General features: G+C 45.7%; 23 protein-coding genes. All 23 read right to left on the reverse strand.

The window, feature by feature from the left end; genetic code table 11:
• A partial coding sequence (locus V7126_RS07430) for a BppU family phage baseplate upper protein (protein ID WP_335497388.1) occupies window positions 1-1,183 on the reverse strand: 1,183 nt, incomplete at its 3' end.
• A 12-nt stretch (window positions 1,184-1,195) separates the two neighbouring features.
• The gene (locus tag V7126_RS07435) at window positions 1,196-3,754 is read right to left on the reverse strand and encodes a peptidase G2 autoproteolytic cleavage domain-containing protein (RefSeq protein ID WP_335497390.1); all 2,559 of its coding nucleotides are present in this window, start codon (window positions 3,752-3,754) and stop codon (window positions 1,196-1,198) included.
• Between the two features lie 15 nt (window positions 3,755-3,769).
• Window positions 3,770-5,650 (reverse strand): prophage endopeptidase tail family protein, encoded by a 1,881-nt coding sequence (locus tag V7126_RS07440; protein ID WP_335497406.1) that lies wholly within the window; start codon window positions 5,648-5,650, stop codon window positions 3,770-3,772.
• 24 nt (window positions 5,651-5,674) lie between these two features.
• Window positions 5,675-6,502: a phage tail domain-containing protein gene (locus V7126_RS07445; RefSeq protein WP_048407036.1), complete on the reverse strand. Its 828-nt coding sequence runs from the start codon at window positions 6,500-6,502 to the stop codon at window positions 5,675-5,677.
• Entirely contained in the window at window positions 6,502-10,743 is a 4,242-nt protein-coding gene (locus V7126_RS07450) for a phage tail tape measure protein (RefSeq protein ID WP_335497393.1), read from the reverse strand. The genes V7126_RS07445 and V7126_RS07450 overlap by 1 nt, the downstream gene beginning before the upstream one ends.
• 200 nt (window positions 10,744-10,943) lie before the next feature.
• On the reverse strand, window positions 10,944-11,306 hold the full coding sequence (gene gpG / locus V7126_RS07455) for a phage tail assembly chaperone G (RefSeq protein WP_048407035.1): 363 nt from the start codon (window positions 11,304-11,306) through the stop codon (window positions 10,944-10,946).
• Entirely contained in the window at window positions 11,306-11,917 is a 612-nt protein-coding gene (locus V7126_RS07460) for a major tail protein (RefSeq protein ID WP_053071278.1), read from the reverse strand. Before V7126_RS07460 ends, gpG begins: the two co-directional genes overlap by 1 nt.
• Window positions 11,910-12,299: a tail completion protein gp17 gene (gene gp17, locus V7126_RS07465; protein WP_048407034.1), complete on the reverse strand. Its 390-nt coding sequence runs from the start codon at window positions 12,297-12,299 to the stop codon at window positions 11,910-11,912. Before gp17 ends, V7126_RS07460 begins: the two co-directional genes overlap by 8 nt.
• A complete protein-coding gene (locus tag V7126_RS07470) occupies window positions 12,296-12,709 on the reverse strand; it encodes an HK97-gp10 family putative phage morphogenesis protein (protein ID WP_048407033.1) in 414 nt (137 codons plus the stop codon). The genes gp17 and V7126_RS07470 overlap by 4 nt, the downstream gene beginning before the upstream one ends.
• A complete protein-coding gene (locus V7126_RS07475) occupies window positions 12,693-13,037 on the reverse strand; it encodes a phage head closure protein (protein ID WP_048407032.1) in 345 nt (114 codons plus the stop codon). The genes V7126_RS07470 and V7126_RS07475 overlap by 17 nt, the downstream gene beginning before the upstream one ends.
• Window positions 13,038-13,042: 5 nt before the next feature.
• Window positions 13,043-13,282: a head-tail connector protein gene (locus V7126_RS07480; RefSeq protein ID WP_048407031.1), complete on the reverse strand. Its 240-nt coding sequence runs from the start codon at window positions 13,280-13,282 to the stop codon at window positions 13,043-13,045.
• A 2-nt stretch (window positions 13,283-13,284) separates the two neighbouring features.
• On the reverse strand, window positions 13,285-13,797 hold the full coding sequence (locus tag V7126_RS07485) for an Ig-like domain-containing protein (RefSeq protein ID WP_438823796.1): 513 nt from the start codon (window positions 13,795-13,797) through the stop codon (window positions 13,285-13,287).
• A 13-nt stretch (window positions 13,798-13,810) separates the two neighbouring features.
• Complete coding sequence (locus V7126_RS07490; protein WP_048407029.1) at window positions 13,811-14,965, reverse strand: phage major capsid protein; 1,155 nt, start codon at window positions 14,963-14,965, stop codon at window positions 13,811-13,813.
• Window positions 14,965-15,714: a head maturation protease, ClpP-related gene (locus V7126_RS07495; protein WP_335497397.1), complete on the reverse strand. Its 750-nt coding sequence runs from the start codon at window positions 15,712-15,714 to the stop codon at window positions 14,965-14,967. Before V7126_RS07495 ends, V7126_RS07490 begins: the two co-directional genes overlap by 1 nt.
• Entirely contained in the window at window positions 15,668-16,966 is a 1,299-nt protein-coding gene (locus tag V7126_RS07500) for a phage portal protein (protein WP_335497399.1), read from the reverse strand. The genes V7126_RS07495 and V7126_RS07500 overlap by 47 nt, the downstream gene beginning before the upstream one ends.
• An 11-nt stretch (window positions 16,967-16,977) precedes the next feature.
• Window positions 16,978-18,759, reverse strand: a complete 1,782-nt coding sequence (locus V7126_RS07505; RefSeq protein WP_026699328.1) for a terminase large subunit — start codon at window positions 18,757-18,759, stop codon at window positions 16,978-16,980.
• Window positions 18,734-19,057, reverse strand: coding sequence for a P27 family phage terminase small subunit (locus tag V7126_RS07510; protein ID WP_026699327.1), 324 nt, complete (start codon window positions 19,055-19,057; stop codon window positions 18,734-18,736). The genes V7126_RS07505 and V7126_RS07510 overlap by 26 nt, the downstream gene beginning before the upstream one ends.
• 119 nt (window positions 19,058-19,176) lie before the next feature.
• Entirely contained in the window at window positions 19,177-19,515 is a 339-nt protein-coding gene (locus V7126_RS07515) for an HNH endonuclease (protein WP_098408433.1), read from the reverse strand.
• A gap of 481 nt (window positions 19,516-19,996) precedes the next feature.
• Window positions 19,997-20,536, reverse strand: coding sequence for a hypothetical protein (locus V7126_RS07520; protein WP_144573545.1), 540 nt, complete (start codon window positions 20,534-20,536; stop codon window positions 19,997-19,999).
• Window positions 20,529-20,906: a hypothetical protein gene (locus tag V7126_RS07525; RefSeq protein ID WP_048356123.1), complete on the reverse strand. Its 378-nt coding sequence runs from the start codon at window positions 20,904-20,906 to the stop codon at window positions 20,529-20,531. Before V7126_RS07525 ends, V7126_RS07520 begins: the two co-directional genes overlap by 8 nt.
• Window positions 20,906-21,745: a terminase TerL endonuclease subunit gene (locus V7126_RS07530; protein WP_335497403.1), complete on the reverse strand. Its 840-nt coding sequence runs from the start codon at window positions 21,743-21,745 to the stop codon at window positions 20,906-20,908. The genes V7126_RS07525 and V7126_RS07530 overlap by 1 nt, the downstream gene beginning before the upstream one ends.
• Before the next feature lie 132 nt (window positions 21,746-21,877).
• On the reverse strand, window positions 21,878-22,447 hold the full coding sequence (locus V7126_RS07535; RefSeq protein WP_046132559.1) for a hypothetical protein: 570 nt from the start codon (window positions 22,445-22,447) through the stop codon (window positions 21,878-21,880).
• Complete coding sequence (locus V7126_RS07540) at window positions 22,434-22,598, reverse strand: hypothetical protein (protein ID WP_157678828.1); 165 nt, start codon at window positions 22,596-22,598, stop codon at window positions 22,434-22,436. Before V7126_RS07540 ends, V7126_RS07535 begins: the two co-directional genes overlap by 14 nt.
• Window positions 22,599-23,202: the final 604 nt, after the last annotated feature.

Here is a 23,202-nt window from a genome sequence, read left to right on the forward strand (position 1 = left end):
CAGATGTTCCGATAGCCGGGAGAGTCCCGAACGATCCTCGCAACCATAGAACGTTGTTGCTAACGGAAAATTTCAACGGATACACCGAATCCTGTTTAGCTCCGTTTATGAGCGTCACGTTATTCCAGGCCGGCGATAGGTCAGACGAAGTTAAAACACGACGCCACCCTTGCCATCCTAAATTCGGGTCTAAATAATTCGTAAACATGTTATTTTGCCAGTCGATCGCAATAACGTAACCGTACGAAGGCTGCCCACTACTATCGGTCGACGTCATATGAAAAACGCCTCTTGTAGAGTTAGTAGAAGCCGCGTTTGTTGCTTTGCCCGTAGAATAAAAAGTGCCGAACCGTCTCCCGCTTTGGATAATCTTCGTATAAAAATCGTCAGAATCCGCTATTGATGTATAAACGCCTCCGACGTCATTGGTTACTTTAAATAGCTGACTTCCGTTCCACTTCGATCGCTCATCAGCCGTAATATGCCGATTGTTATCCGCAGTATGCGCATCAAAATCCGTCTTTGCCGCCTGCTTTACGTTATCAACGTTAGTCAAGCCGACCTGAGCTTTCGTAACCTTATGCGGATTATCTGTTTTAGCTGCGTGCTGATCCGTATAAGCTTTCGCGTTCGTTTCCGCAGCGTTTGCCTTCTCTTGGGCTCCGGCTTTCGTTTCGATGTTCTCGAATTCGTCAAACTTCGCTTTTATTTCGTTGAGAGTCTGATCGATGTCGTCCGCAGTTTTATTTATTTCGGATTTCAGGTCTTCGAAATCTTCGATATAGTATTCCGCAAGTGGTACCAAATCCGTATCGATAAGCGCTTTGTCTATGTCGAACGTGAACTTATGCGCAGACATAGACTGGGCATTCACATAGTAGAGATTCAATTCGGCGGTGACTTTACCATAATGCTTTATCTCTTCCGGAGATAGGACATACTCTGCGATTCCCTCTACTTTATCGACGATCGTGATTGAGCGTATGAAACGGCTCCCGTCCGCCATGACCATCACGAGTTTTCCATCAACCGCAGAGAGTGGAAGAGGCGCCCCATCCTTTGTTAATTTAAAAATGATCTTTGCCGTTTCTACGTCTTGCGTGCTGAATTGGATAGACGCCGAGACAACCCGCTTTGGTTGCGCGTTGACCTCGAACGTCACCGAACTATCTTTATAAATCATTCCCGAGCCTCCTTAGCGCATAAAAATAACTGCTATACCGTATCCCTTTTCGGAATCGTAAGCAGTTTTGATGCGCATTACTTTATAGCCTTCGTTGTTTTCCGATCTCGTCGCAATCCCATCCGTACCGGAAACAACGCGATCGCCGACTTTAACAGTTTCATCAATACGGACATGAATCTGCCCGATTAGACCGACAATATGCCATTCCTCGCGCTGCTCTCTCGGCACATATTCTCGTTCCGGATCATAGTCCGGATTTTCGACTGGGACAACTAACTCGCGGCCGTTGTCGTCAATCGTTTCGTAAATCATGCCGCCGAACTCATTACGTAAAAAGCGATCGTTCCAGTAGAATCCCGCGCCGCCTAGCACCACGCCGGCCGTTTCAGAAACAATCCCGTCAACAACGTCGCCGGGTTGTGATTTTCGAATTTTATCGCCTTCGAGCGTCACCATCAGGCCGGAACCTATTCTTTTGCCGTCAATAGATTCGAAGTACTCGGCCAAGTCTTTAAAATCCGATACGCTCTCGACTCGTCCAACCCCTTGAATGTTCCCATTCATAGAATCTATCTTCCACTTGATATTGCCTGTCGAAGCTTCGCCCGAACCATATCCGCCAACCACCGTATACCCGTCGTCATTTATGACTGCCTGAGAGGATAGGATAGTTCGGGCCGGACTGTCGCCTGTCGTGCGCGAATTATTTGCCGCAAGAATTGCTTGCCGCGATCCTTCCGTAGATGATCCCCCGGCCACGCCGCCCATAAAGTTACGAGGACCTTTTGCGATGTTGTCTCCGGTGGCCGCTACGATTGCACTTGTCGGGTCAATTGGAGATCCGCTTGTCGTGGCTGCTTTAAACCCACCTTTAAAATTCGTCGGAACAACGCTATAGGAGCAACCTCTTATATTTGCGGTAGCAGAATATCCGACAGCCGTTACCGCTGCTAACTCTACCTGGTTATTCGGCGAATAGACTCCGATATCCCCGTCTTTTCTTATCAATGTTGCATTAGTTAACGACGCATTGTATACACCGGAACCAAAGGCGACTCCGATAGGGGCTGATTCAGATATCGTGACGTCGGATACCTGGACATAATCGGTTTTTTGGGCACCCCCAAAAGCCCGAATATCATGGCTCGCTGTTTTAAATCCTCGGATTTCAATGCCGTTTACGCTGATATAGCGCGATTTGTATTGGAACGCAACAACCGGGTTGTTTTTGTAGTCATACTCGGGATCGCCGATTGCCGTAAAATTTGATATACGAACATGTTTGTAAGCTGAGATGACAAGCGCTCTCGGGGAAAGATCCTTATACATGCTATTAAACACCGGCTCTATCGCCGTACAGTTGTCGAATGTGACGTAATAAGCCGTCGTACTTTCCGGATCAGTCGCTTTGTGATGACCGATGTGTCGCGCGTCATATGAACGAACATCTCTATACGAAATGTGATTCGATACATGAACGTTTTGGGAAGCTGGCCATGCTGCGTGAGCTTTTACTTCGACACCTCGAATATTTCCGGAGGTATAACAGTGATCCACCCAAACGTTTTTAGATCCGTCATCGATTTCGATACCGTTTGAGTTTGCAGCTCCGGAGGCATGAGCTTTTCCGCTCGGATTCGTACAGTGCGAATTTGAAATAAAGATATATTCGCTATAGTGCGTCGTAATACCATCGTCACCATATCCGGAAGCAACGCAGTTATCGAGCCAGATATATCGGGACCCATCTGCCGTATAATCCGTTTCCGATGAATGATCGTAGGTTGGCGTAGTAATATCGAAACCATGGAGCCCAGGATTAACGGCTTCGACGTCTTTTACCCATCCGAATGTGACTTTAGCCAACGTCAAACAGCTCGAATGTTGACCGCCTGTTGCGCCGAGTCCTCCTTGACGATCCGGATTCCAATCGAGCGTCATTCCCTCGACAGAAATGTGCGTATTTCCGTTTACATAATCGGCATTCGTAATAACCCATTCGCTGGCCGGAGTATCCTCGTGAAGTTTAAGGGTCGTGACGCCAGCGCCTTCGCCAATGAGATAGGTCCAAGAGGGCAGCTTAATACCACGAACGATATAAGTACCCGCAGACATTTTCACCCTTACATTTCCATCCCCTACCGCTTTTATAAACGCTTCGGTACTGTCTTTCTCACCGGTCGGATCTCCGCCGAAATCATCGACATGTACAACGCGTTTAATTTTGGACAGCAGATTGTTATATTCGTAATCGAGACGTTCTTTCAGGAGTGGATGTATATCTCCATCAGCGTCGACCCGAGCGTCCACGACCTCTTTAACATTTGTTCCGTCTGCGTTAAGAATAAGGTTTCGTAGTCGGTTATATAGATTTCCAATATAAACGCGCAAAGAAGAACCGCCATGACTGATTTGATCGGAGGTATGGGCGGTCTGCGCTTTCTTATGTTTATTCAGATTACTATTTACATCATTTATTGCGTTTTCAGTAAGCTGCGCGTTTTCATCTAACTGTGATAATAACCTTGAGTTAGGATACGGCTCATGTTGCTTGGTCAACCGAACCAAATTAAACACCCCTTTTTATTTGAATGCCACTACATTAACGTATATCTTTGAGCCATCGGAAACCGTCGTAGGATTCACTATCGACTCATTCTTAATTAGAGTGATGGCGAAGCGATTCGTCGGAGTACCGTTGTAATCAAGAGCCGCAACGTAGCCGCCTTGTTTGAGATTAGATGAAGTGTCTACGTCGGCAGAAACGACTTGAAGGTCATCGTCTGTATCTAGGTTGATCGTATTTCCCGATAGAGATGCCTCTCCTGCGCCGCTAATTACAGTCCATATCCCCGCATTGACTTGAAGTACGTAGGCAAGAGTGCTCGGGGTAGATCCCACGTCTGTTTTGACTGTTGCTAATATCTCCCTTTTCGCAGCTTCTATGCTCGCTGCTACTGCCGCATTTTGAGATTGAAAATATTTCTGCTGCTGACTTATTCGTCTTCGACTATCAACCTGAATGTCATATATGTCCTTACGGAAATTATTAAAGGTAATCTCCGGTTTATCTCTTTTATCCAAAGGATTATACGTCATGCTAATTGCTCGAACATCATCTTCGAATGTAGTTCCGTTCTGCTCGGTATCCGCAATAACATGTAGCGTGTCTCCTTTTGTGATTTCGTCCTCAATCCCTTCAAGTTCTGGATCGTCGAATTCTTCGAAATCTACATCGAGAGTAACTTCCGGGAACGGGTTTACCTTCTTCTTTAAAATCGCGAGCATATCCGATGCTTTAGTTATTGAATCGTCTCTCACTGTATCCGCCCATATTGGGTGCCCGTCAATTAAAAAGTCCTTCTCGTTCGGGTGAACGTAAAGGACCGGTGGGAACACGTATTTTTCATCTTCGTTTTCAAAATTGCGGTAGGTTTGAATTATGTTGCCGCGAAGCAGATACATAACGGGGTCGACTTTTTTTGCTCCTTTTGTGTACGGGTTATTCGAATCTCTTCCCGAAAAAGTCGCAGTGACATCGTATTTCTTGCTTGTTAAACCACGTACTACCTCTATCGTCTGTTTTTCGGGATTGGAAACGTCTCTATATGCCGATATCTTTTTACTCGTGTCCTTATCGATCTGGAACGTCCAGAAACCGCCGAGCTTCGAGACTAGTGTCGTAAACCGAAACCCTGTGCCTGTAAAAGAAAACTTAAACGTCGCACCAGTCTTTTTTGTATAATCGGCATTTAGCGTCGAGTCAAACGTCCAATCACCGGTCTTCGAATCGTACGGAATAGAATTGTCGCTAATAACGTCTTTTTCATCTTTTAGCTTTCCATAACCTCGGATTCTAGTCGTTGTGTTGGATTCAGATACAGATAATTGAATGCCGTTAACGTTCGCTTGGACATCGAGAATTTTGTTGATTTTTTTACCCATTTTCTTATAAACGTAAATGATAGTATTATCGACATCGAATTCCACCTCGAAAGCAGACTGAATATCATCCATCATTTCTATAGAAAATTTATCTCCAAAATTGTCCAACTTTTGGTCCGCGATGCCCGTAGCGTCAGGCATTATTTTATACGTAAATCCCGAGTCCTTGAGCGCGTGTTTCAGCGCATTTTCAAGTGATTGTGTACCTGAAATTATGTTATCAATGCGATGGCCTTGTAATCTCATAAGATATATGTGTGATGCAGTGACCGTTTTTGTCAGGCTTTCACCGTCTTGGGAAGTTTGAACATCGCGAATAAAATATCGTTGCGACCTATGGACTCTCTCATCGATGTATATAATATTCCGGCCTACTAATGCGTTAAAAGGAAGTTTATTCGCTTCTTCAAGTGAGTAGGTAAAAGTCAGCTCTTTTTTACCGGTTGTTGCGTCGGTAACGCGTGGAGCAGCATCGATCAATTCGTATTTTTGCCCCGTTTGTTTATCCTCGACAAACATTTGATTCACGCGACCAAACCTCCTTTACTTGTAATAAAAACGCGTAATAAACTGCAAATCACTATAAGTCGCATTAGAGATGGTAAATTCGTTTTTGCCAGGCGATAGAGTCGGGAACCTTCCCTGCTTACTTACAATCGAGGACCCTTTGATTACATATTGTTTATTCAATGTTAGTAAATCACTCTCTTTAAATGTCCCTAGCAACTTTACGCTTTGATCTGTTGTTTTATTGGTAATCACGATATCTTTTCCTTCAAAATACATACGGACATTGTAATCATGTTCGATCGGTGATAACCTTACGTCTCCGAAATTGTAGACGTTGAATCTTTTAAGGTTGGTAAACCTATATTGAGGGGTATCGAACTCACCGACGTTCATTCCTAGACCGTAGTGTTCACCATTTAAATCAACCGGAGTTAAACTATTAAAAATGGACTCCGACAACCCTTGTACAGCGGTCAGACTAAAGGTAATCGTTCCCCATGTTTGATGAGCGTTCTGTTGTACTGAGAAACTATCATCACACGTAACTAGCCAGCGCTTGTGCGGCTCATAAGTACACGTCACATAGTACGGATCTTCTTTTACGAAAAGATTGTAAATATCGTGACGGTATGTGTAAAACTGTTGCGCGTTAGCTACATCCAACGCAAGCTCGACCGATATTTTTCTTTCGGTATACCGTCCCATGTTATCTTTCCTCGGAATTAATATCCCATTTCGATAAGGTAACGTAGTAGATTTGCGTTCGAAAACCGGAGAATCCGGCGTGAAAGATAAAAGACTAACGCCCGGAAGAGACTCGCTAACCGGTACGCCGTCAACTATTAAATCCAGCTCTTTCATTAGTAAGCCCCTCCCGCAGCGAAAAATCTATCGTTTTGAATTTTTGTACTTCGCGCATCCATGATTTTTCCGACCTTCTTAGAATCAAGGTAAACGTCCGGGTTCTTGCTAGCGATTTCCGCTAGATACGCGTTTTGTTCTTCGAGCAATTCGATTTGACGATCTTGACGAACAATGATCGGATCGAGCGATTGAGCCTGCGGAATACTTTGCGCTGGGATTCCAAGCTCACGGCCAGCTCTAGCCCAAATCCCGATACTTCTTTCGCGATATTTAGGGTCCGTCGTGATGATATGTTCGTCATACCCTCTTTCGTTCAAAGCCGCAAGTTTTGCGCCGCCGGCTCCCGGCGATACTCCACCCGCAGCATACCCGACATATCCGCCGCCCCGGGCCATTGATCGCAAGCCCGGATGTTTTGATATGTCTCCGTATCTCGCTTTGATGTAGTTGATGGCCGCAAGAATGTTGTCTACGGGGTTTAAGATGTTGTTATGCCCCGGAAACTTATAAGCGTTAAAAGTAGACGGGATAGTCTGCATCAAACCTTGGCTCGGATGCCCGGCCTTCGCGTTAGAATCCCAACGATTGATAGCGTTTGGGTTCCCGCCACTCTCCTTCATAGCGATTGTCATGAGTCCTGACGCCCACGATGCCGGAACCTTCGCGATCTCTATGGCTTGAGCAACCCAACTCTTTACACTGCCGCTAACTTTTTCGCTGGCGCCGGTAATGAGAGATCCCATACTATCGATCAAAGGTTGAATCGCTTTCGATGCCAGATTCCCGATAGCTTTTAGCGGGCTTCCGCTATTTTTAGTGAACCAAGACGGGATTAGGCTATCTGCAATTCCGAACTTATCAACCGCTTTATTCCAAAGGAATTCCGGACCTTTCATTATCCAATCGAAATACTGTCCGACACCGCCTTCGTAACCTGGGAATCCATATGATTTGAGCAATCTTTCGGTATGCTTATTCGGCAAAACCGAGGTCCCTCGCGGTAGATCGTGAATTAATTCCGGACCGTTCGTACCGACCATATAAGTACCGACACCTGGGGAATGCGCTAATTCCGGACCTAACTCACCGACGATTGCAGGACCGCCGGGATGCCCGAACTGTGACGTTCCTCTCGCGTATTGGGAGGCGTATCCGCCGTTACTGTGCGTCTTCTTAAATGAAGCCTTAGAGGTATCTTTTTTAGGTTTTGATTTCTTTTCCCCACCTTTAAAAAGCCCCATGATCCAGTCCCACGCTTCACCGACTTTATCCATCATTAATTGCCAGCCGTTTTTTACGCTTCCTGTTTCTTCGTCGATTTCATCCGCATGTTCACCGGCCTGTGCCTTGGCTTCTTTTACAACTTTTTTGTGCATATCTTTTGCCTTTTTTACAGCCTCGTCACGTTGACGCTTTGCTTCCGAAATCATTTTGTCGGCCTGCTTTGCGCTGATAGAACCGGTTTCGTCACGCTCCCGGACAATCGCTTGCACAGTTTGATCGTACTTTTTGTTCGCTTCTTTAACGGAACCATCCCGAGCTTTAATGCTGTTTTTAATCGTGTCCGCAGCCTGACGAGCCGTGATATTTTTCGACTCGTTTTTGAGCTTGCTCATAATAGCCTTCTGTTCTACCTCGCCTTTGCTCATGGTTTTTACAGCCGTGTTCATCATATTCTTTTGAATATTATTGATTTGGTTTCGCTCTTTCTGCGTTATTGAGCGTTTCTCCGAGGCGGCCCTATTTAATATTTCTTTTATTTTTTGTTGGCCTTTATCTACAGATTGAGTCTGCTCATTTTGCTTCTTTTTCACGTTGTTTAAAATTGCATTTTGTTCCTTTTGACTCAGGCTTTTGCTGGACGCAAGAAACTTACTCAGGGTTTGGTAGCTTTGGTTCCCTTTTGTTTCAAGGCTTGTTTTGATCCGGCTGCCCATCTGATCAAAATTCTTAACAATACTATCCGCCGTTTTCTTAGACACTGTTTCGCCTGACCACTGAAGCTGATTAAGCTGAACGGTAGCCTGATCGTTTAATTTCTTGTATCCCAGAACCGCTTTCGTTGTTGATTCCGAAACTTTGTCTCCGAAGCTATCAAGCGCAGGAATTGACTCTTTTTTCAAATGGTTATAGAGATGATAGCCGCCTTCAGCAAGTAGACTTATTCCGGTAATTGCCAATCCAACCGGACCACCAAACGCAGCGAACCCGACGCGTGCGATCCCTGCAATCCTCGCGACACTTCCGAGGTTCTTTACGAGACTGAGGGCTCCTGCGCCAAATCGAGCGAACATACCAGTCGCTTGAGCTGCACCGCCGCCCAAAGTTTCGGCTGCCGCTGTTGCTGTTCGTGCGCCCCCGCGAAAATTAAAGAGTGATTTTGTCCCTTTAATAATCTCAGGCGCGAACATAGTTGCAATACTAAGGACGCCACCCCATTTGCCACCAAACAACGATAACGCTACGCTTGCCGCTGATGAAGCTCCACGCATACCACGAAGACCGCGAGTATTACGAGATAATGCCGCGCCGCTTGCATTCATTTGTACGGCTGCCGCTGTGTTCGCGGCCGCTAATTGTGCCGTCGAAGTCCGAGTCAGCGCTGCCTCTGCCCGATACCGCCCGAGTGCCGCAGCGCCTCGTCCTAAAGCCCCGACGACGGTGCCTACACTAGAAACAACCGCACCTAGCGCAATTACCAACGGCGGGAAAGCTGCGGCAGCTAATCCAGCGATAACGATCGTATTCTGCATAGACGGAGACAGGTTTTGAAACCAATTTGTAAAGTCCTTAACGGCTTCCCCGCCCTTCTTAAGAGCCGGCTCAATTTTATCGAGTAAAATTTCACCAAGTGGGATCAAAATATACTGCAACTGTCTGAAATCCTGGGTAACACGGTCCCCGAAGTTGTCTTTCAAAGCCTTTCCGGCCCTATCTGTAGCGCCCTTGACATCTCCGAGCATATCCTTAGTAGGATTCATCGCGGTAACCACTTTCCCCCGCAAGTCTTCCCATTGTGTACCGAAAAGAGCAACACCGGCCTGATCCTTTTCTAATGGGTCTTTCATGGCCGCTAAGGCGGATACGGTTGCCATGAAGGCTTGCTCCCCTTCTTTTCCACCTTTAGCGATAGCTGATCCCATCTTGTCAGCATCCAGACCAATCGCTTTAAAGCCTGCGGCAGTCGTTTTTGAACCGTCCTGGGCACGGATATTAAACTCTTTGACCGCATCCCCAACCTTATCCATGTTCCAAGCGCCACTTTGAGCGCCCTGAATCATGATGTTAAACATGCCATCGATAGAAAGGCCCGCAGATTTAAACTGAGTCGAATATTCAGAGATGGTATCTAAAAGCTCATTTGAATAATCGCCGCCTTTTTGCGCAGACACAGTGATGTAATCGAATGCTTTCCCCGCGTCAACACCGAAATTATCTATCAAGGCTTTGGCTGCTCGGGTGCTTTCAGGTATTTCAAACTCGAAAGTATCCCGGAGAACATAAGCGCGTTTTGTCGCCTGCTCAAGTTCTTCACCCTTCAGACCTTGAAGATTTTTTCTCACATCGATAACACCTTGGTTTGCTTCTTCGAGCGATTCACCGAAGCCGCTAACCCACACATCTTTTGAAATATTGGCGACTTCCCGTGCCTCTTCTTTCGTCATGTTCAAGGAAGATGAGATCTTTCCCTGGGCTTTTTGGAAATCAGCCGCGGATTTAAGGGCCATGCCCCCAATCGCAGCGATAGGAGCCGTAATACCGGCGAACCCTACCTTTCCAATCGTCTGCAATCGTTGGCTTTGAGTCTGAAGACGTTCACCATATTCTTGCAAACTGTTTCCGGCGCGAGTCCACGCTGAATTTTGCGTATTGATTTCGAGGGTAGTCCGCTCAAGTTGCCGGCCGAGCTGATTATACGTTGCGATTTCATTATTGATTCGCTGTGCCAAACGTAAGGCAACTTGTGAATTTTCGCCTTTCTCACGTGCAAGTTGAGCGTATTTATTCCGCATCTGTTCGATCTTGGCGGACTGTAACTCATATAGTTTAGACAGCCCTTCCTGACGCTCTCGCAATTTATCGCTCGCATTTCCCAACAAACCGAACTGTGATGCCGAAGCCTTCATCTCGCTTCGTACTAGCGCCATTTTTTCTTTTATGTTGTCGACGCCTGTCGAAAATCCGTTGTCATCGAACCCGAGGCGCATTATCATATTGCCTAAAACTTCATTCGCCATACTCTCACCTCCCGTCTAAAACACATGATCTATAGGAACCGTTTTGATAGATGCTCGCTGCCGTTTTTTCTGCTCAATCGGATCGTTTAGCTTCTGCTGACGCTCTAACAGACGAAAAAAATAAGAGTAGTCGCCTTCATCGATTTGATGTAGCGACCACCCTTGAGCCATAAGTGACAAATAAGTGTCCTGTATGTTTTCTATTGCTTCGTCGATTGTGATTCGGCGATCAGCTTTTCCAGCAACTTTCCCATATCTGCCTCTTCAGCGCGCTTTTCTAATTCCTCGCGGGAAGGGTAGCCGAGAATATTAACACCGATAATGTCATAGATTACATCCATATGACCGATTGTATTAAGTCCGTTTTCTAAATCTGTCTTTGTAAACTGCTTATCGAAAGCCTCCACGATTAGTTTAAATTGACGATCTAAGAGCTCGATAGGATCGTGATCCGGGTTCTGCGCATATTTTTCGATATCCAGCGCCTCGCGCTTGATTTTAAACTTCACGAAATTTTGTGTGAAAGTTTTGTCCTCTCCCTTAATTCTAAGAGTGATTTCCATTAAGCAGCACCCCCGGTAGTATCAGTTGTTGGTGTTGAACCGGATTCTTCAAGTTTTTTCACATCGAATACTTGATCGAAGAATGTAGACTCGAATTCTTCAAATCCTGCAACACCGCTGTCGCCGACAATTTTAAAGACTTTATCGCTTCGTTGGATGAATGTGCCTTCGATCTCATCTGTTTGGAAATCGACTTTATCCTCAGAAGTCTTACGGTCTTCTGACGGCAGACCAAATCGGCCTTTTGTAAGCCACACCATACGTTTATTCCCGTCTTCTTTCGTTCCAGTGAATCCGAGCGCGACATAAGGTGGTACGGCATCCTGTTTGTACACGATAACGCCTTTTACTAGCTTCTGCCCTGTAATATCCGCTAGTACTTCCATAGGAATCTCCGAAACACCCAAACTTACTTTGGTTTCTCCGATTTGTGATTTAGCAATAATCGGTCCGTTGTTGGCATAGAGCGTCCCTGTTTCTGTTGCTGTATCTACTTTCGCAGAAATAACGGGCGCGAAATCTTTAACTTCGCCATACTGAATATCGCCTTTTTCGTCCTTAATCAATTTTGCATATACTAAATTTTCAAGACCAACGGATACACTACCCATTTATATTTTCCTCCTTTAGTTTTACGGTTGTTCTATAAAGCAGCGCTTTCCGAAAAGCATCACGCTCGCTCTCATCGAAAGATGATGAAGTGACTCTTCGGCACCTTAGCGCCTTCATTTTTCTATCAACGGCCGACTGGATCGGTCCTATGTCGTCATCAGATTTGATCCATATATTCACTTGCAAATCGATATCACACGCTACCGCCTTGTTATCCCAGTAATGCGTGTCTACGTTTTCCATTTCAACGACAAGAATATGAGGAAAAGCGACCGTGAACTCTTGCGGAAAGTTACCCGCAAATACCCGGTCGCCTGTCATCTCTTTTATATTTGGATCGTTCTTTAGTTCTCGCGCAATGATCGGTTCATAATTAATCATGTACCTATCCCCTTACGCAGTTTTTCAGCGATCGCCCGCTGAATAGCATCTCTCTTTATGTTGTAAGCTCTAGTAATAAACGGATTTCCTCTTACAAATTTTCCGTTTTTAGCAGTAAAGCCATCGTGTGTGAAACGAGCACGCCAAGCCGTTTTTTCGGATGGCCCGATGTCATAGCTGATTGAGCCGGGGATCGGCTGATCCCTCTTTGGTGTTTGCCTGATTTTAATATCATCGCGAATGTGTTCATGGTTAATGTCGGAGACGGGTACTTCCTGACGGATTCCATCGGCGAGTACTTTAGCTCCGGCGCGAAGTGCCTGCGACTGTGTTTTTTTCGCGTCTTTTCCTATCTGCTGAAGCCTGCGCTCGATTTCGTCAATGCCGTCTATATTAGCTGAGATCCGCATCGTCCCACCCCACACATTGCAACGTCAGTAAAACTTGATCCTGAAGATCCGGGATTGTTTGCTCAATCTTGTACAGTTTCCCTTTAAAAACTACTCGCATAACGCCAGGCTCTACGCCTTCGCGATAACGAATACGGAACCATACTGTATTTTCTTGGTGCTCTGCTGCGGCCTGAATTATCCAGCGTCCCCGAGGCTGCATAAGCTCTGCCCAGGGTCTAGCAAAAAGCACCCATTTAAATTCCGGTTTCATTGTTTTCTCGTTTTGACCTGCGATTCGTTCCTCAATACTAATCCGATGGCGGAGTTTTCCTGGATCGAAACCCAAATTACTCACCTCAATTGCAGAATAATGCCAGAGATTTTACTTCCGCTGTTTGCAGTAGTCCTATTCTCGTAGGCATCTGCAACAAAAATCAGGACTGCAAGCTTATAAAGCTCTGATTCTTTGTCTGTCACGCCCGCATTGTCCATGTGCTTCTCAGCCGCGGAAATAAAAAAGGAGACGAGGTTGTTGTCCTCATCTCCGTCAATTCTCAAGTATTCTTTTGCCTCTTCTAGCGAAATAGCCATCGTTATTCACCCGCCGGAGCCGGTTCGTTAACCGTAATAGCCACCGTTTTCTTGACTGTAGGCTTAACCTTGGACGCAACTGTGATCGTTGTTGTACCCGCTGCTTTAGCCGTTACTAAACCGGAGCTAGATACGGTTGCTGTTGCGGTGCTGCTAGACGTATAAGTCAGGCCTTGGTCGGCGCCCGAAGGCGAAACGGTTGCGTTAATCTGGTACGTGTCACCAACATTTAACGTCTTAGATGATTCCGTTACATTAACGCTTGTCGGCTCGGTCGCTAACGTGGTTACCGAAAGCTCTTCGCTAAGAGGTGATGGATCGCCAACGTTAGGGATTGCGCGTACTTGGTATTTATACGTCGTCTGCTGCTTCAATCCGCTGTCTGCGAACGATGTGCCTACGCGGGTTCCGATAGATACGCCGTCTCTATACACTTCGTATTCTTTAATGCCCCCATTGAAGGTCACGGCGTCCCAACTAAGGGACACCGATGTGTCTTTAGGAGTCGCCGTCAACCTTTGGGGCGCATTAGGGCGCAGTTACAACGGATGCAATACGGAATGCTGATTTAAGTTTGATTTTGTGATCGAACCATGCAGTCAGAACGAATAGGTTTTCGCCTGTGCTGATATCTTTGTCGCTTTCGTAAGTGATCGCAGGATCGTAGTTGAAGTGAGAGTAACGGAAATCACCAACGATTGGTTTAACAGCAGCGTCAGAGAATACAACAGGCTTACCGATGATTTGCTCCGGTTGAGCGCTGTAAAGAGTAGCGCTTCCGTTTGCAAGTGTTTCGATAATATCAAGGTAATCAGAGTAGCGCATCATAACTTTTGCGTTGTCGCGGAAGTCTTCAGCAAGATCGGCGATAGCTGCTTTGATTGCTTTATACGTGTTCTCTGCAGAAACTTCTTTGATGCCGGCACCATAGAAAGACATACTCTCTTCGCCAGCTTTCGGAGTCGTGGCGAAAGAAACTTTCTTTTCTTTAGCAGCTAATCCGGATTGAAGTGCGCCTTCAACAGTTGCGACTAAAGCAGTGTCAGTGGCTGCGAGAATAGTTTCAGACACTTTCGCTTTAACTTTAAATTTATGGCGGCCAAATGTAACAATATCGCCATCAACTTCAAGTTCTTTAGCAGTCTCTAAATCTTGGACAAAGTCATCATCATCTAAAGTAAAATCAACTTTAGGGATTTCTAGGTTAGTAACGCTTGTATAAGTTGATACCTCACGCAATGGGTTCTTTACAAAAGGCTCGTGGATAAGCTCTTCAGAAACTGTTTTCGGAAGTAATTTTTCTCCGCCTGTTCCGTTATTATCACCAAGAGCTGCACGCACTTCCTGCGCTGGAACCTCACGGCGGATTGCAGCACGGATGAGTCCTGCCTTTGCAGCCATTTTGCGTACAGATGCGTCAGGGCTTTCAAGACCGGCACTAGCTCCAGCATTCTCTTTCTCCATTGCTGCTTGAATTTTAGCTTTTTGCTCTGCTTCTTTAGCGTCATGCTGATTTTTTAAAATGTCATAACGAGCTTGTAGTTCTGATTTTCTCTGTTTAAGAGATTGCAAGTCTTCCATGCTTGCTTTAGGATCAGCAGCCTTATTTACGATCTCCTGATCAATAGATGCCAATTGAGAACCAACAGTATTTAAATTTGCTTTCAGATCAAATAGTTCCATTAAATAATTCCTCCATCATTTTTCAATTTGAGTAAATTCGTTTGTGCTTCCGCGATAAGCTGCTCACGGAACAGGCGCTCTTTTTCCGCCTGCTTTTCGTCCTCTTTCGTCTGATTAAGAAGTGATTCCGGAGTGTTCCGGTACTTCGCAAATAACTGCGTGTCTACTTTCGCAACGGCAGCGCTAGGAGCTTCGATAGAATCGCACAGCCCTAAATCGAGGCATTCTTGCGCCGACAGCCACGTTTCTGCGTCCATAAGTTCGATCAAACGATCACGATCGAGTTTTCCGCCTGCTTTTTCGAGGTAAGCTTCGATAAGACTTTCGCGAATGTGATCCATGTCGTCAGCCCACTTACGAAGCTCTTCAGCGTTTCCGTTGACGGTAATGATTGGGTTATGAATCATCATCATCGAGTTTGCGGGCATAAAAATAGTGTCACCGGACATTGCGATGACACTTGCGATAGAGGCTGCCAGCCCGTCGACATAGACGTTAACACGGGCTTTGTGCCGCTTTATGATGTTGTAGATCGAATTCCCTTCGAAAACAGAGCCGCCTGGCGAATTAATATAAATATTTAGCGCAGATACTTCGCCAAGTCCGTCTAAATCCTCCTTGAAAGTTTGCGCAGTCACTTCGTCTCCCCAGAACTGGGCCGAACTGATTTCACTGTAAATGTAAATTTCGCCTGTTTTAGCGTCATTCTTCGCCGCTTTGATTTCCCAGAACTTCTTTATCGTCCTCACCTCCTTTCGAGTCCTCGTTATCATCTTCGTTAATTTCTAACGTTGGAGGCGCCGGCGCATCAGCCGATGTGATTTTCTGTTGCGCAACCTGGTCGATTGGGAATAAGTCTTTGCTTAAATAAAGCGTGTCTCCGCCCTCTTCCGGCGGTAAATCCTCCCATGCACGTACCTCGTTCGGCTTAAACCAGCCGCTCCGGATGCCTTGTTGATAGAAATTACCGCGAGTCTGCATGTCCCCACGCAGTAACGCGTTCATACTAAACTTAAAATAATAACCGGACTTGCGTTCCTTTTCGGTCAGCAGCTTCCGGTTGAATTCTTTTTCGTATTGAGTTGCAATAGGCATTAGCGTGCCTTGTACATAATCGATATAAAGCTGCTCCATATTGGAGACGCTGCCCTGTGTCTCACCGAGCATGTACAACGGAATGTTAAAAACCTGCGCGACTCTTGAACGTGTCACTTTTTCGACCTCAAACGCCTTTGTATCGATGAATTCCTTCTTTAATTCGCGTATTTTTACCCCCGGTTCCTGAATTAAGAGGCCACCATTGTCTTTATAAAAACTTTTAAAGTTCTCTAACATCTTTTCTTTTCGTGTATCGTCGAGCTGATTCGCCAATTCCAGGATGAACGATATCTTTGCCCCATCCATCTGTTCTAGGCTGAATAGCCGGACGTCTCGATCAAAGTCGAGAGCGTTCCGCAGAACCTTTAGCGGCGAGATTCCTTTCAATCCGTCTACCGACGTATATTTAACATGGATCATGTCCATGTTGTGAACGAAATAATTTCCGTTGTCTCCTAAAATCTCGTACCAAAGTTCGCGAGTAGTCTCTTCAATCACCGGCTGCACTCTCGAAGGGTCCAAAACCTCTAATCCGACGACTTCATAGCGCATTCCGTATCGTTTTATTGCGTAAGCATTACCGTATACGGCCCGATGCGTCTCCAAAAGGCCGATAAATTGCCCGGATGTCATGTTATGATTCGGCGCGTATGTCAGAAGCTCGGAAGCCTGAGACTCAATCGGTTGATAATTTTTATACGCCTTGATCGGTAGGCTTGACATTGTGTTTGATAAGCGCGACACAGCCGAGAAAACCGTTTCGTTGTCAACCAGCGTATGTTCTCCGTAATTTCCTAGAATAGTAGCGCGAGGAATAAACCAGTGTGTTAGATCCCTTCTCGTTTCTGCCTTGACATCGGATGGTTTGCGAAAAAAGTTCCGAACATTGCTCCAAAAGCCCAATTTCTCACCTCCTAACCGTTTAATAGATCGCTAATTGAGATAAATCCGACGCTTCCGCCCTCAACCGGCTTCGTCATATCGAGATAAACCTGTGTATGCGCGTTCAGAAAAGCCGCAAAGCCATCGATTTTCCGGTACCTCGTTTGTTTAGTCGGCAACCAATTACCGTTCCGATCTTCGACGAGCTTGACGTTGTTTAGATACCATGTGAAAAGCTTGTTTTCGTTGTAAACGACGTTTCCGTCAAGCAATAATTCTTTGATATGCTTTAACGGGTCACTCAACGTGATGTATCCCTGCCGCACGACTTCCGTTTGAAATCCGTAGTTTTGAAGATCATGAACCAATCGCATTGCATTCGCCGGGTCAAACGTGATCTTATCGATCTGATATTTGCGCGACATTTCAACGAACCAGTCGTAAACGTACTCATATTCCACGTATTCGCCCGGAATAATCGTCAAATATCCGTCATCTTGCCACTCTCGGTACGGTATTTTCTCGTTATCTTTCTCGACTTTTGCCGCCGGAACCCATGAATGAGACAAAACAAAAACGCGATTATCCGGCAAAATAAATTCCAGACACGCGCTCGTAAAGTCTTCCGTTTGTGATAAGTCGAAGCCGCCGATACATCTCATGCCGCGCAGTTCTTCGATATCATGATATTTGTTATTACGTTTTATAACTTCGAAGTCTACAAAGCTTTGCTCGCCGTTATCCACGAACATATTAAACTGCTTCGTAATCCAGTCGTTTCTCTCTTGCGGGATGTCGCGATCCGACCGGTAATCCTGAACCATTGTCGGAAGCTTCATCGTTACCCCCATATTCGGGTTCGCTTTTATCCATTCAGTCGGCTGATCTATCTCCTTTTCGTCGTCTAATTCCGCAATAAAGTAGAATTTTCGGTCCTGTTCATTCGATCCTTCAAGAACGTCGGAGGCAACTTCGTAATATTCAACTAACGGGCCGTCTAAAACGTACCCTGCTGTCGTAATATAAATAACCATCGGCTGTCTTCGTGCAGACCAGGAGCGCTTGATTACGTTTATCAGCTTAAATCCTTGGAACTCGTGTATCTCATCAAAAATGCCGAGGTGAGTATTAAGTCCGTCAAGCTTTTTACTATCGGATGCTCTCGGCTCAATACGACTCAAAGACTTCATATCGAATATTCCTTTTTGGTTTTCCTTCATATTTCTCCGAAGTGCTGGCGACTTCTGAACCATCGCCCGGCTTTCATCGAAAAGTTCACCAGCCTGCTGCTTCGAGTTGGCTAAAACGTAAACACGCGCCCCCGGTTCGTTATCTTTTGATATCGCAAAGTTTGCTAATCCGCTAATCATCGTCGTTTTACCGTTTTTACGGCCAATAAAAACCAGGCCCTCGCGAAATCTCCGCAACCCGGTATCACGATGCACCCACCCGTACAGTGAGCCGATTACGAAATGTTGCCACGGCTGAAGCGTTAGATTGGCGTAATCACCTTTTGACGGTTTGCAAAACTTTTCAATGAACCGAATTGGTCGGTGTCCTTTTTCGATATCAAATACGTAAGGAAATTCGTCAGTACCAGCACGCTCCAAGTCTCGTAGGTGACGTTTACACGCCAAAACATTTTTCCGACTTGCTTTAATTTCTCCCGCAACAACTTTCTCCGCGTAAAAGGTTGTAAGTAGATTTTCGGCCGGTTTTTCGCATATAAATCCGGCCATTTTTTGCGTTTTTAGCCAGTTTTCGAACCATTTTTCGAGCTCCGTAGGGCTAGAATTCGTCGTAATCGTCGTCATTTTCACCACCACCCGCGTTTAATTCTTTGCGCTGTGCCGGCGTAAGATCGAGCGATTTCAGAAGATTGTTTAACGTCGTCACCGTCTTCGTAAGCTCAATCGCTAACGGATTTTTGACGAGGTTTTCCGCGCCTGCTTTGTTCGTATGCCGCATCATTAAAGGGTTTTCGGCTACTTCCTTTTTTAGTCGGCGGTAAAACTTATGAGTGTCGACGTAAAGTTCGATCAGTTCTTCATCCGATTCTTTATATCTGTCACCGAGATATTCCCGGATTTTTTTCGCTGTCGGTACCGCCATTAAAACACTCCTTTCATTCGGGGAGACCCCCCTTTAATGTAAAATTTCTGGTCGCGCAACAAGCGAAGGGGGCCCGCCGGTCCCTTGTATTTTTGTTTTTTAGTCCAGAGGGGAGGGGGCTATATTTCAGGGTTAGCCTCTGTCTTTACAACTCTAATTTTTCTCTGTTTCCTCTCTGTTTTGGCACTTTTCTGTCCCTTCTCCGGATGACGTTTGTTATGGCAGGGATTGCAAAGACTGACCAAATTTGATGCGTCTAAAGCTAATTCAGGATATTCTCGCAGCTCCTTTATGTGGTGTACAGTCTCTGCTTTAGTGATCGTTTTATTTGCGAGACAGTCTTGACACAGGTGATGGTCGCGCTTGAGTACTAAGGCTCGGCACTTAGCCCAGGCTGTAGACTTATAGAACGCTCGTGCTTCCAGGTCACGCTTATGTCTGTCGTAGTAGTTACTCATCGCCTTGCCCCCGCCATGAATCTCGATAGAGTTAGCGCCGGCCCCAGTCGTACTAGTCTGGGCTTACAGAACGGACGGCCAGCCAGTTGTATAAATCCAAGCTCATAGTCGCGTTCCTTTCGTTGCTCTCGTAGGTATCTATAACGCTGCTTACGTTCCCTATTCACAGGCCTTCTCTCCTTTCACATACTAAAGCGCCAATTACTCTACAGTGACTAACCAATCCGGGACGCCCCCACCAATACCGTTGCACTTTGTCTTTATCTTTTATATAAGTTCTTTATCGCGATAAGGTATTTAATAGCCTACTAATATCTGCGTATCCTATGAGCGCAAGCGAATAGATCGCTATTATTTTGTTTCTCTTTTACGTATTGCTCTTTTACTTCTTTCTCTTTTTACAGTCCGTCCTGTGCATACGATCGATAGTATGTCCTGCGCATATTACCGGTAGTATGTCCTAGGCATACTATGCGTCAAATCAACGTTTGCGACGCTTCGGCAAGTACACGCTAAAGTCCGGTCGCACCGTTTCGCCGAACTCATTAACGATATATCCATCGTCAGTTATGTGCGGACAGAACGACGGAAAGTACCACTTGAAACGCTTTGTCCCTTCGTAATGTCCGGTCGTCCGTATGATCCCGTTAGTCTCTAAGATCGCGGCCAGCAGATTAATCCGGTTACGATCGACGCGAAGGTGCTGCTGAATAGTTTCGTAGTTTAAGAAGCAAGCGCCGAACCTATCGTTAAGGCTTCCGTCACTGCGCGTATAGTTACCGTCGATATACGATTGCAGCAGAAAGTAAAACGCCACAACATCGCGAATCTCAGGCTTTCGTTTGTAATCGGCATAGACTACGTCATAAGCTTCGTTAATTAGGCGCGGAAATACCTTGCGCATAAGCTCCCGACTGTATACCTCGAACCCTTGCGGATTGTCTAAGAGCGCGGCTTTGTCATTCGGCATTGGCTTGCGGTCTGGTTGGTCTCTGTTGTTCAGCGCTACAACGTTACTCATCCGCCCCCTCCTCAACGTAAATAACTTCGGCTGCATTATCGATAACCCATCGAAAATGCCGATCGTTTACAATCGGATTATCTGCGCAACCTGGCAGCATAAATAGCGATATGTTTTCCGGATTTATGCCGTCCAGTACGTAAGGATTACGCGATACAAATTGCGTGTACTTATAGTTCGGATACCTCGTTTTCACACGTTTCCACATCGTTTTGGCTTCGCTAACGGTCCGTCCTACAACGAGAGCGCATCGCCATTTCTCTTTCGGTTTAGGGCCGTCGGACAGAGCGAAAAAGGCTTGGCGCAATTGATCGAGCTGTTCGTCGTATTCATCGCCTGCGGTAAGTTTAACGGTTATTTTACCGCTCATCAGCGCTCCCCCTTCCGGAAGATTTTCGTACTAGCCTCTTCGATCTTCTTACCGTCGACATAGACCGGAGGCGCAATATACTCCTCGCCGATATATAACCGCCCTGCCAGATGACCCTTCGCCTGTTCTTCCCGCAATTCAGCCAACGCCTTAGTCGCCGCCTTTGCCTCGCGTTGCAGCGCTTTGAGGCCGGTTATGGCTTCGGAAACATCAACGTTAACCTTTACGAAAAGATTGCCGTTTGACGAATTCGACATTGTTGATGCAGCATGTGCGTTTAACAAAGCTCTAAATCCCGCAATACTGTACGCCCTGCTCTGACTGGTCGGCATTTGATTTCCGTTATGATCCGTGCATATCTCGACATTGCCGAAATACCAATCCAACATCGCTCCTTTTTCGAGCTTACGATCGTTTTCAAGTGCCATTAAATTACGGAATGGATTGTTTAAAGTTAACGCTCCTTGACGTATGTTCACCGTCTCAAAATCACGGCTCTCTAAACACTCAGCAACAACCCGCCCGCCAAAAGGATCAATTCCAATCGATTCGATATCGTACTTTTGCGACTGCTCAACAAACCATTCCACAACCGGTAAATAATGAACGAAGTCGGAATCGACTACTTCCAGCTCGCCACTCTTCGTAAATTCACTCTCTTTACCAAACGTCAGATCTTCGCAAGTTAAACACCTCTTCGTGATCCACGAGCGATGAATTACATTAACACTTCCGTCGGATTTAAACGCCTCGATTACAGCGCTTGTAAAGTCGTTTGTTCCAGAATAATAAATGCCGCCTACAACTCGATCGATTGATTCGCGCTTTGATTCCGCCATTCACATCGTCTCCTTTTTCGTTTTTAAATACCGGGCTTGGTCCGCATCGTTGAGAGGCGTTCCGGCTTATTTATCGCAAGCACAAAAAGAGCGACCCATATTCGGATCGCCCTCGTTCTGATTGCGTTGGACTTAATAAGTCCTGTACTTACCTGATGTAGTGTATACCTTATGAATATTCGTTAACTGATTTCTTTTAAGATATATGTTTTCTGCTAGTCTACTATCTACGGTTAAAAAGTTTAGGCTATGCTGATTTGCTATCGCAACGTTCGCGGCGTCAGCTGATCCTAAGTCTTTGTAGAGCTTGAACTGCTCCATAACCGCCTCTCTGTTTCCGTCAATTACTAGAAAAACCTCATTATCTATTAACTCTTCTATGTTGCTGATAGTTTCATCGACCACTTTTTCAGGGTTGATGTTCGAAAAGTCTTCCTTAGGTTTCTTTCTTCGGTAAGACTCAAGAGGACGACCTGCTAGATGGGTTACCTCGTTAATAATTAATGGATTAACAAAAAGAAAAATCGCTTTACTGTTTTCATCGTCTTCATCAGATAAAATGTGAGTTTCAAAGAGGTTATTGACTGTGTTGTGCCAAGCATCATACTCATTTGCCAGAGCGAGTATAATGCCTGTGTCTAACAAGATTTTCTCTTTATTGGAAAACCCTCGAAAATTCCGATTAAAATCAATCTTTATCATATTTCCAGGAATCTCTGACCTTGTTCAAATCTAATTTTGATGATGAGCTACCGACGAATTTCTTTAATAACGCTTTTTTCTTTTTATCCAAAGGCTTGAAGGAATTCTTTGAAGCTAATGCGTTCATATCTTTCTCCCCCTCTTTTCTCATATACCCAGCACCTCCTGATTTGAATACAGCTTGTGCTAGTATATACCCTCTCAGGGAATATTATACCAGCTGTTCGCTATTTGCGAAAGATTTAAAAGCGCGAGTGGCAAATATTTTAGAAAATATGAGGGCGAAAGAGGCGAAGTCCGCCTGCCCAAACTACACTCGCATATATTTTGGGTAGGCGGACTTCTATCGGACCCGCGAATCCGGTAAACCGCAGGTAAGGAGGTGCCAGAGAATGCTGCTTTCAATCCTTGTATCCGCAAGACCTACGTGTCCTGACTGCGGAACGTACAGTAAAGACGGAAACCCAGCCACACTTGATACGTGCTCATTCTGCCAAGATATGAACGTATTGAATATTAACACCCGCCGCCTCAAGGTTGGGCAGCGTGGTTTTTCGGAAGGCAAGACCGGTTATAATCCTTCCGTGAGGCCGTTTCTGTTGCTCTTGTCAGGTTAAGCGCTCCGAACGCTCGCCTCTTATTTCGCGCGGTTTTCAATGACCCGTGTAAGGAGGTACGCGCCCGGTACGTATAAAATTACACGAAATTAGCGTTTCTAACCGTCACCCTACCGAATACCCTCGGCGAAGGCTAAG

Source organism: Bacillus sp. JJ675, assembly GCF_036963165.1.
Classification (GTDB): Bacteria; Bacillota; Bacilli; order Bacillales; family Bacillaceae; genus Bacillus; species Bacillus glycinifermentans.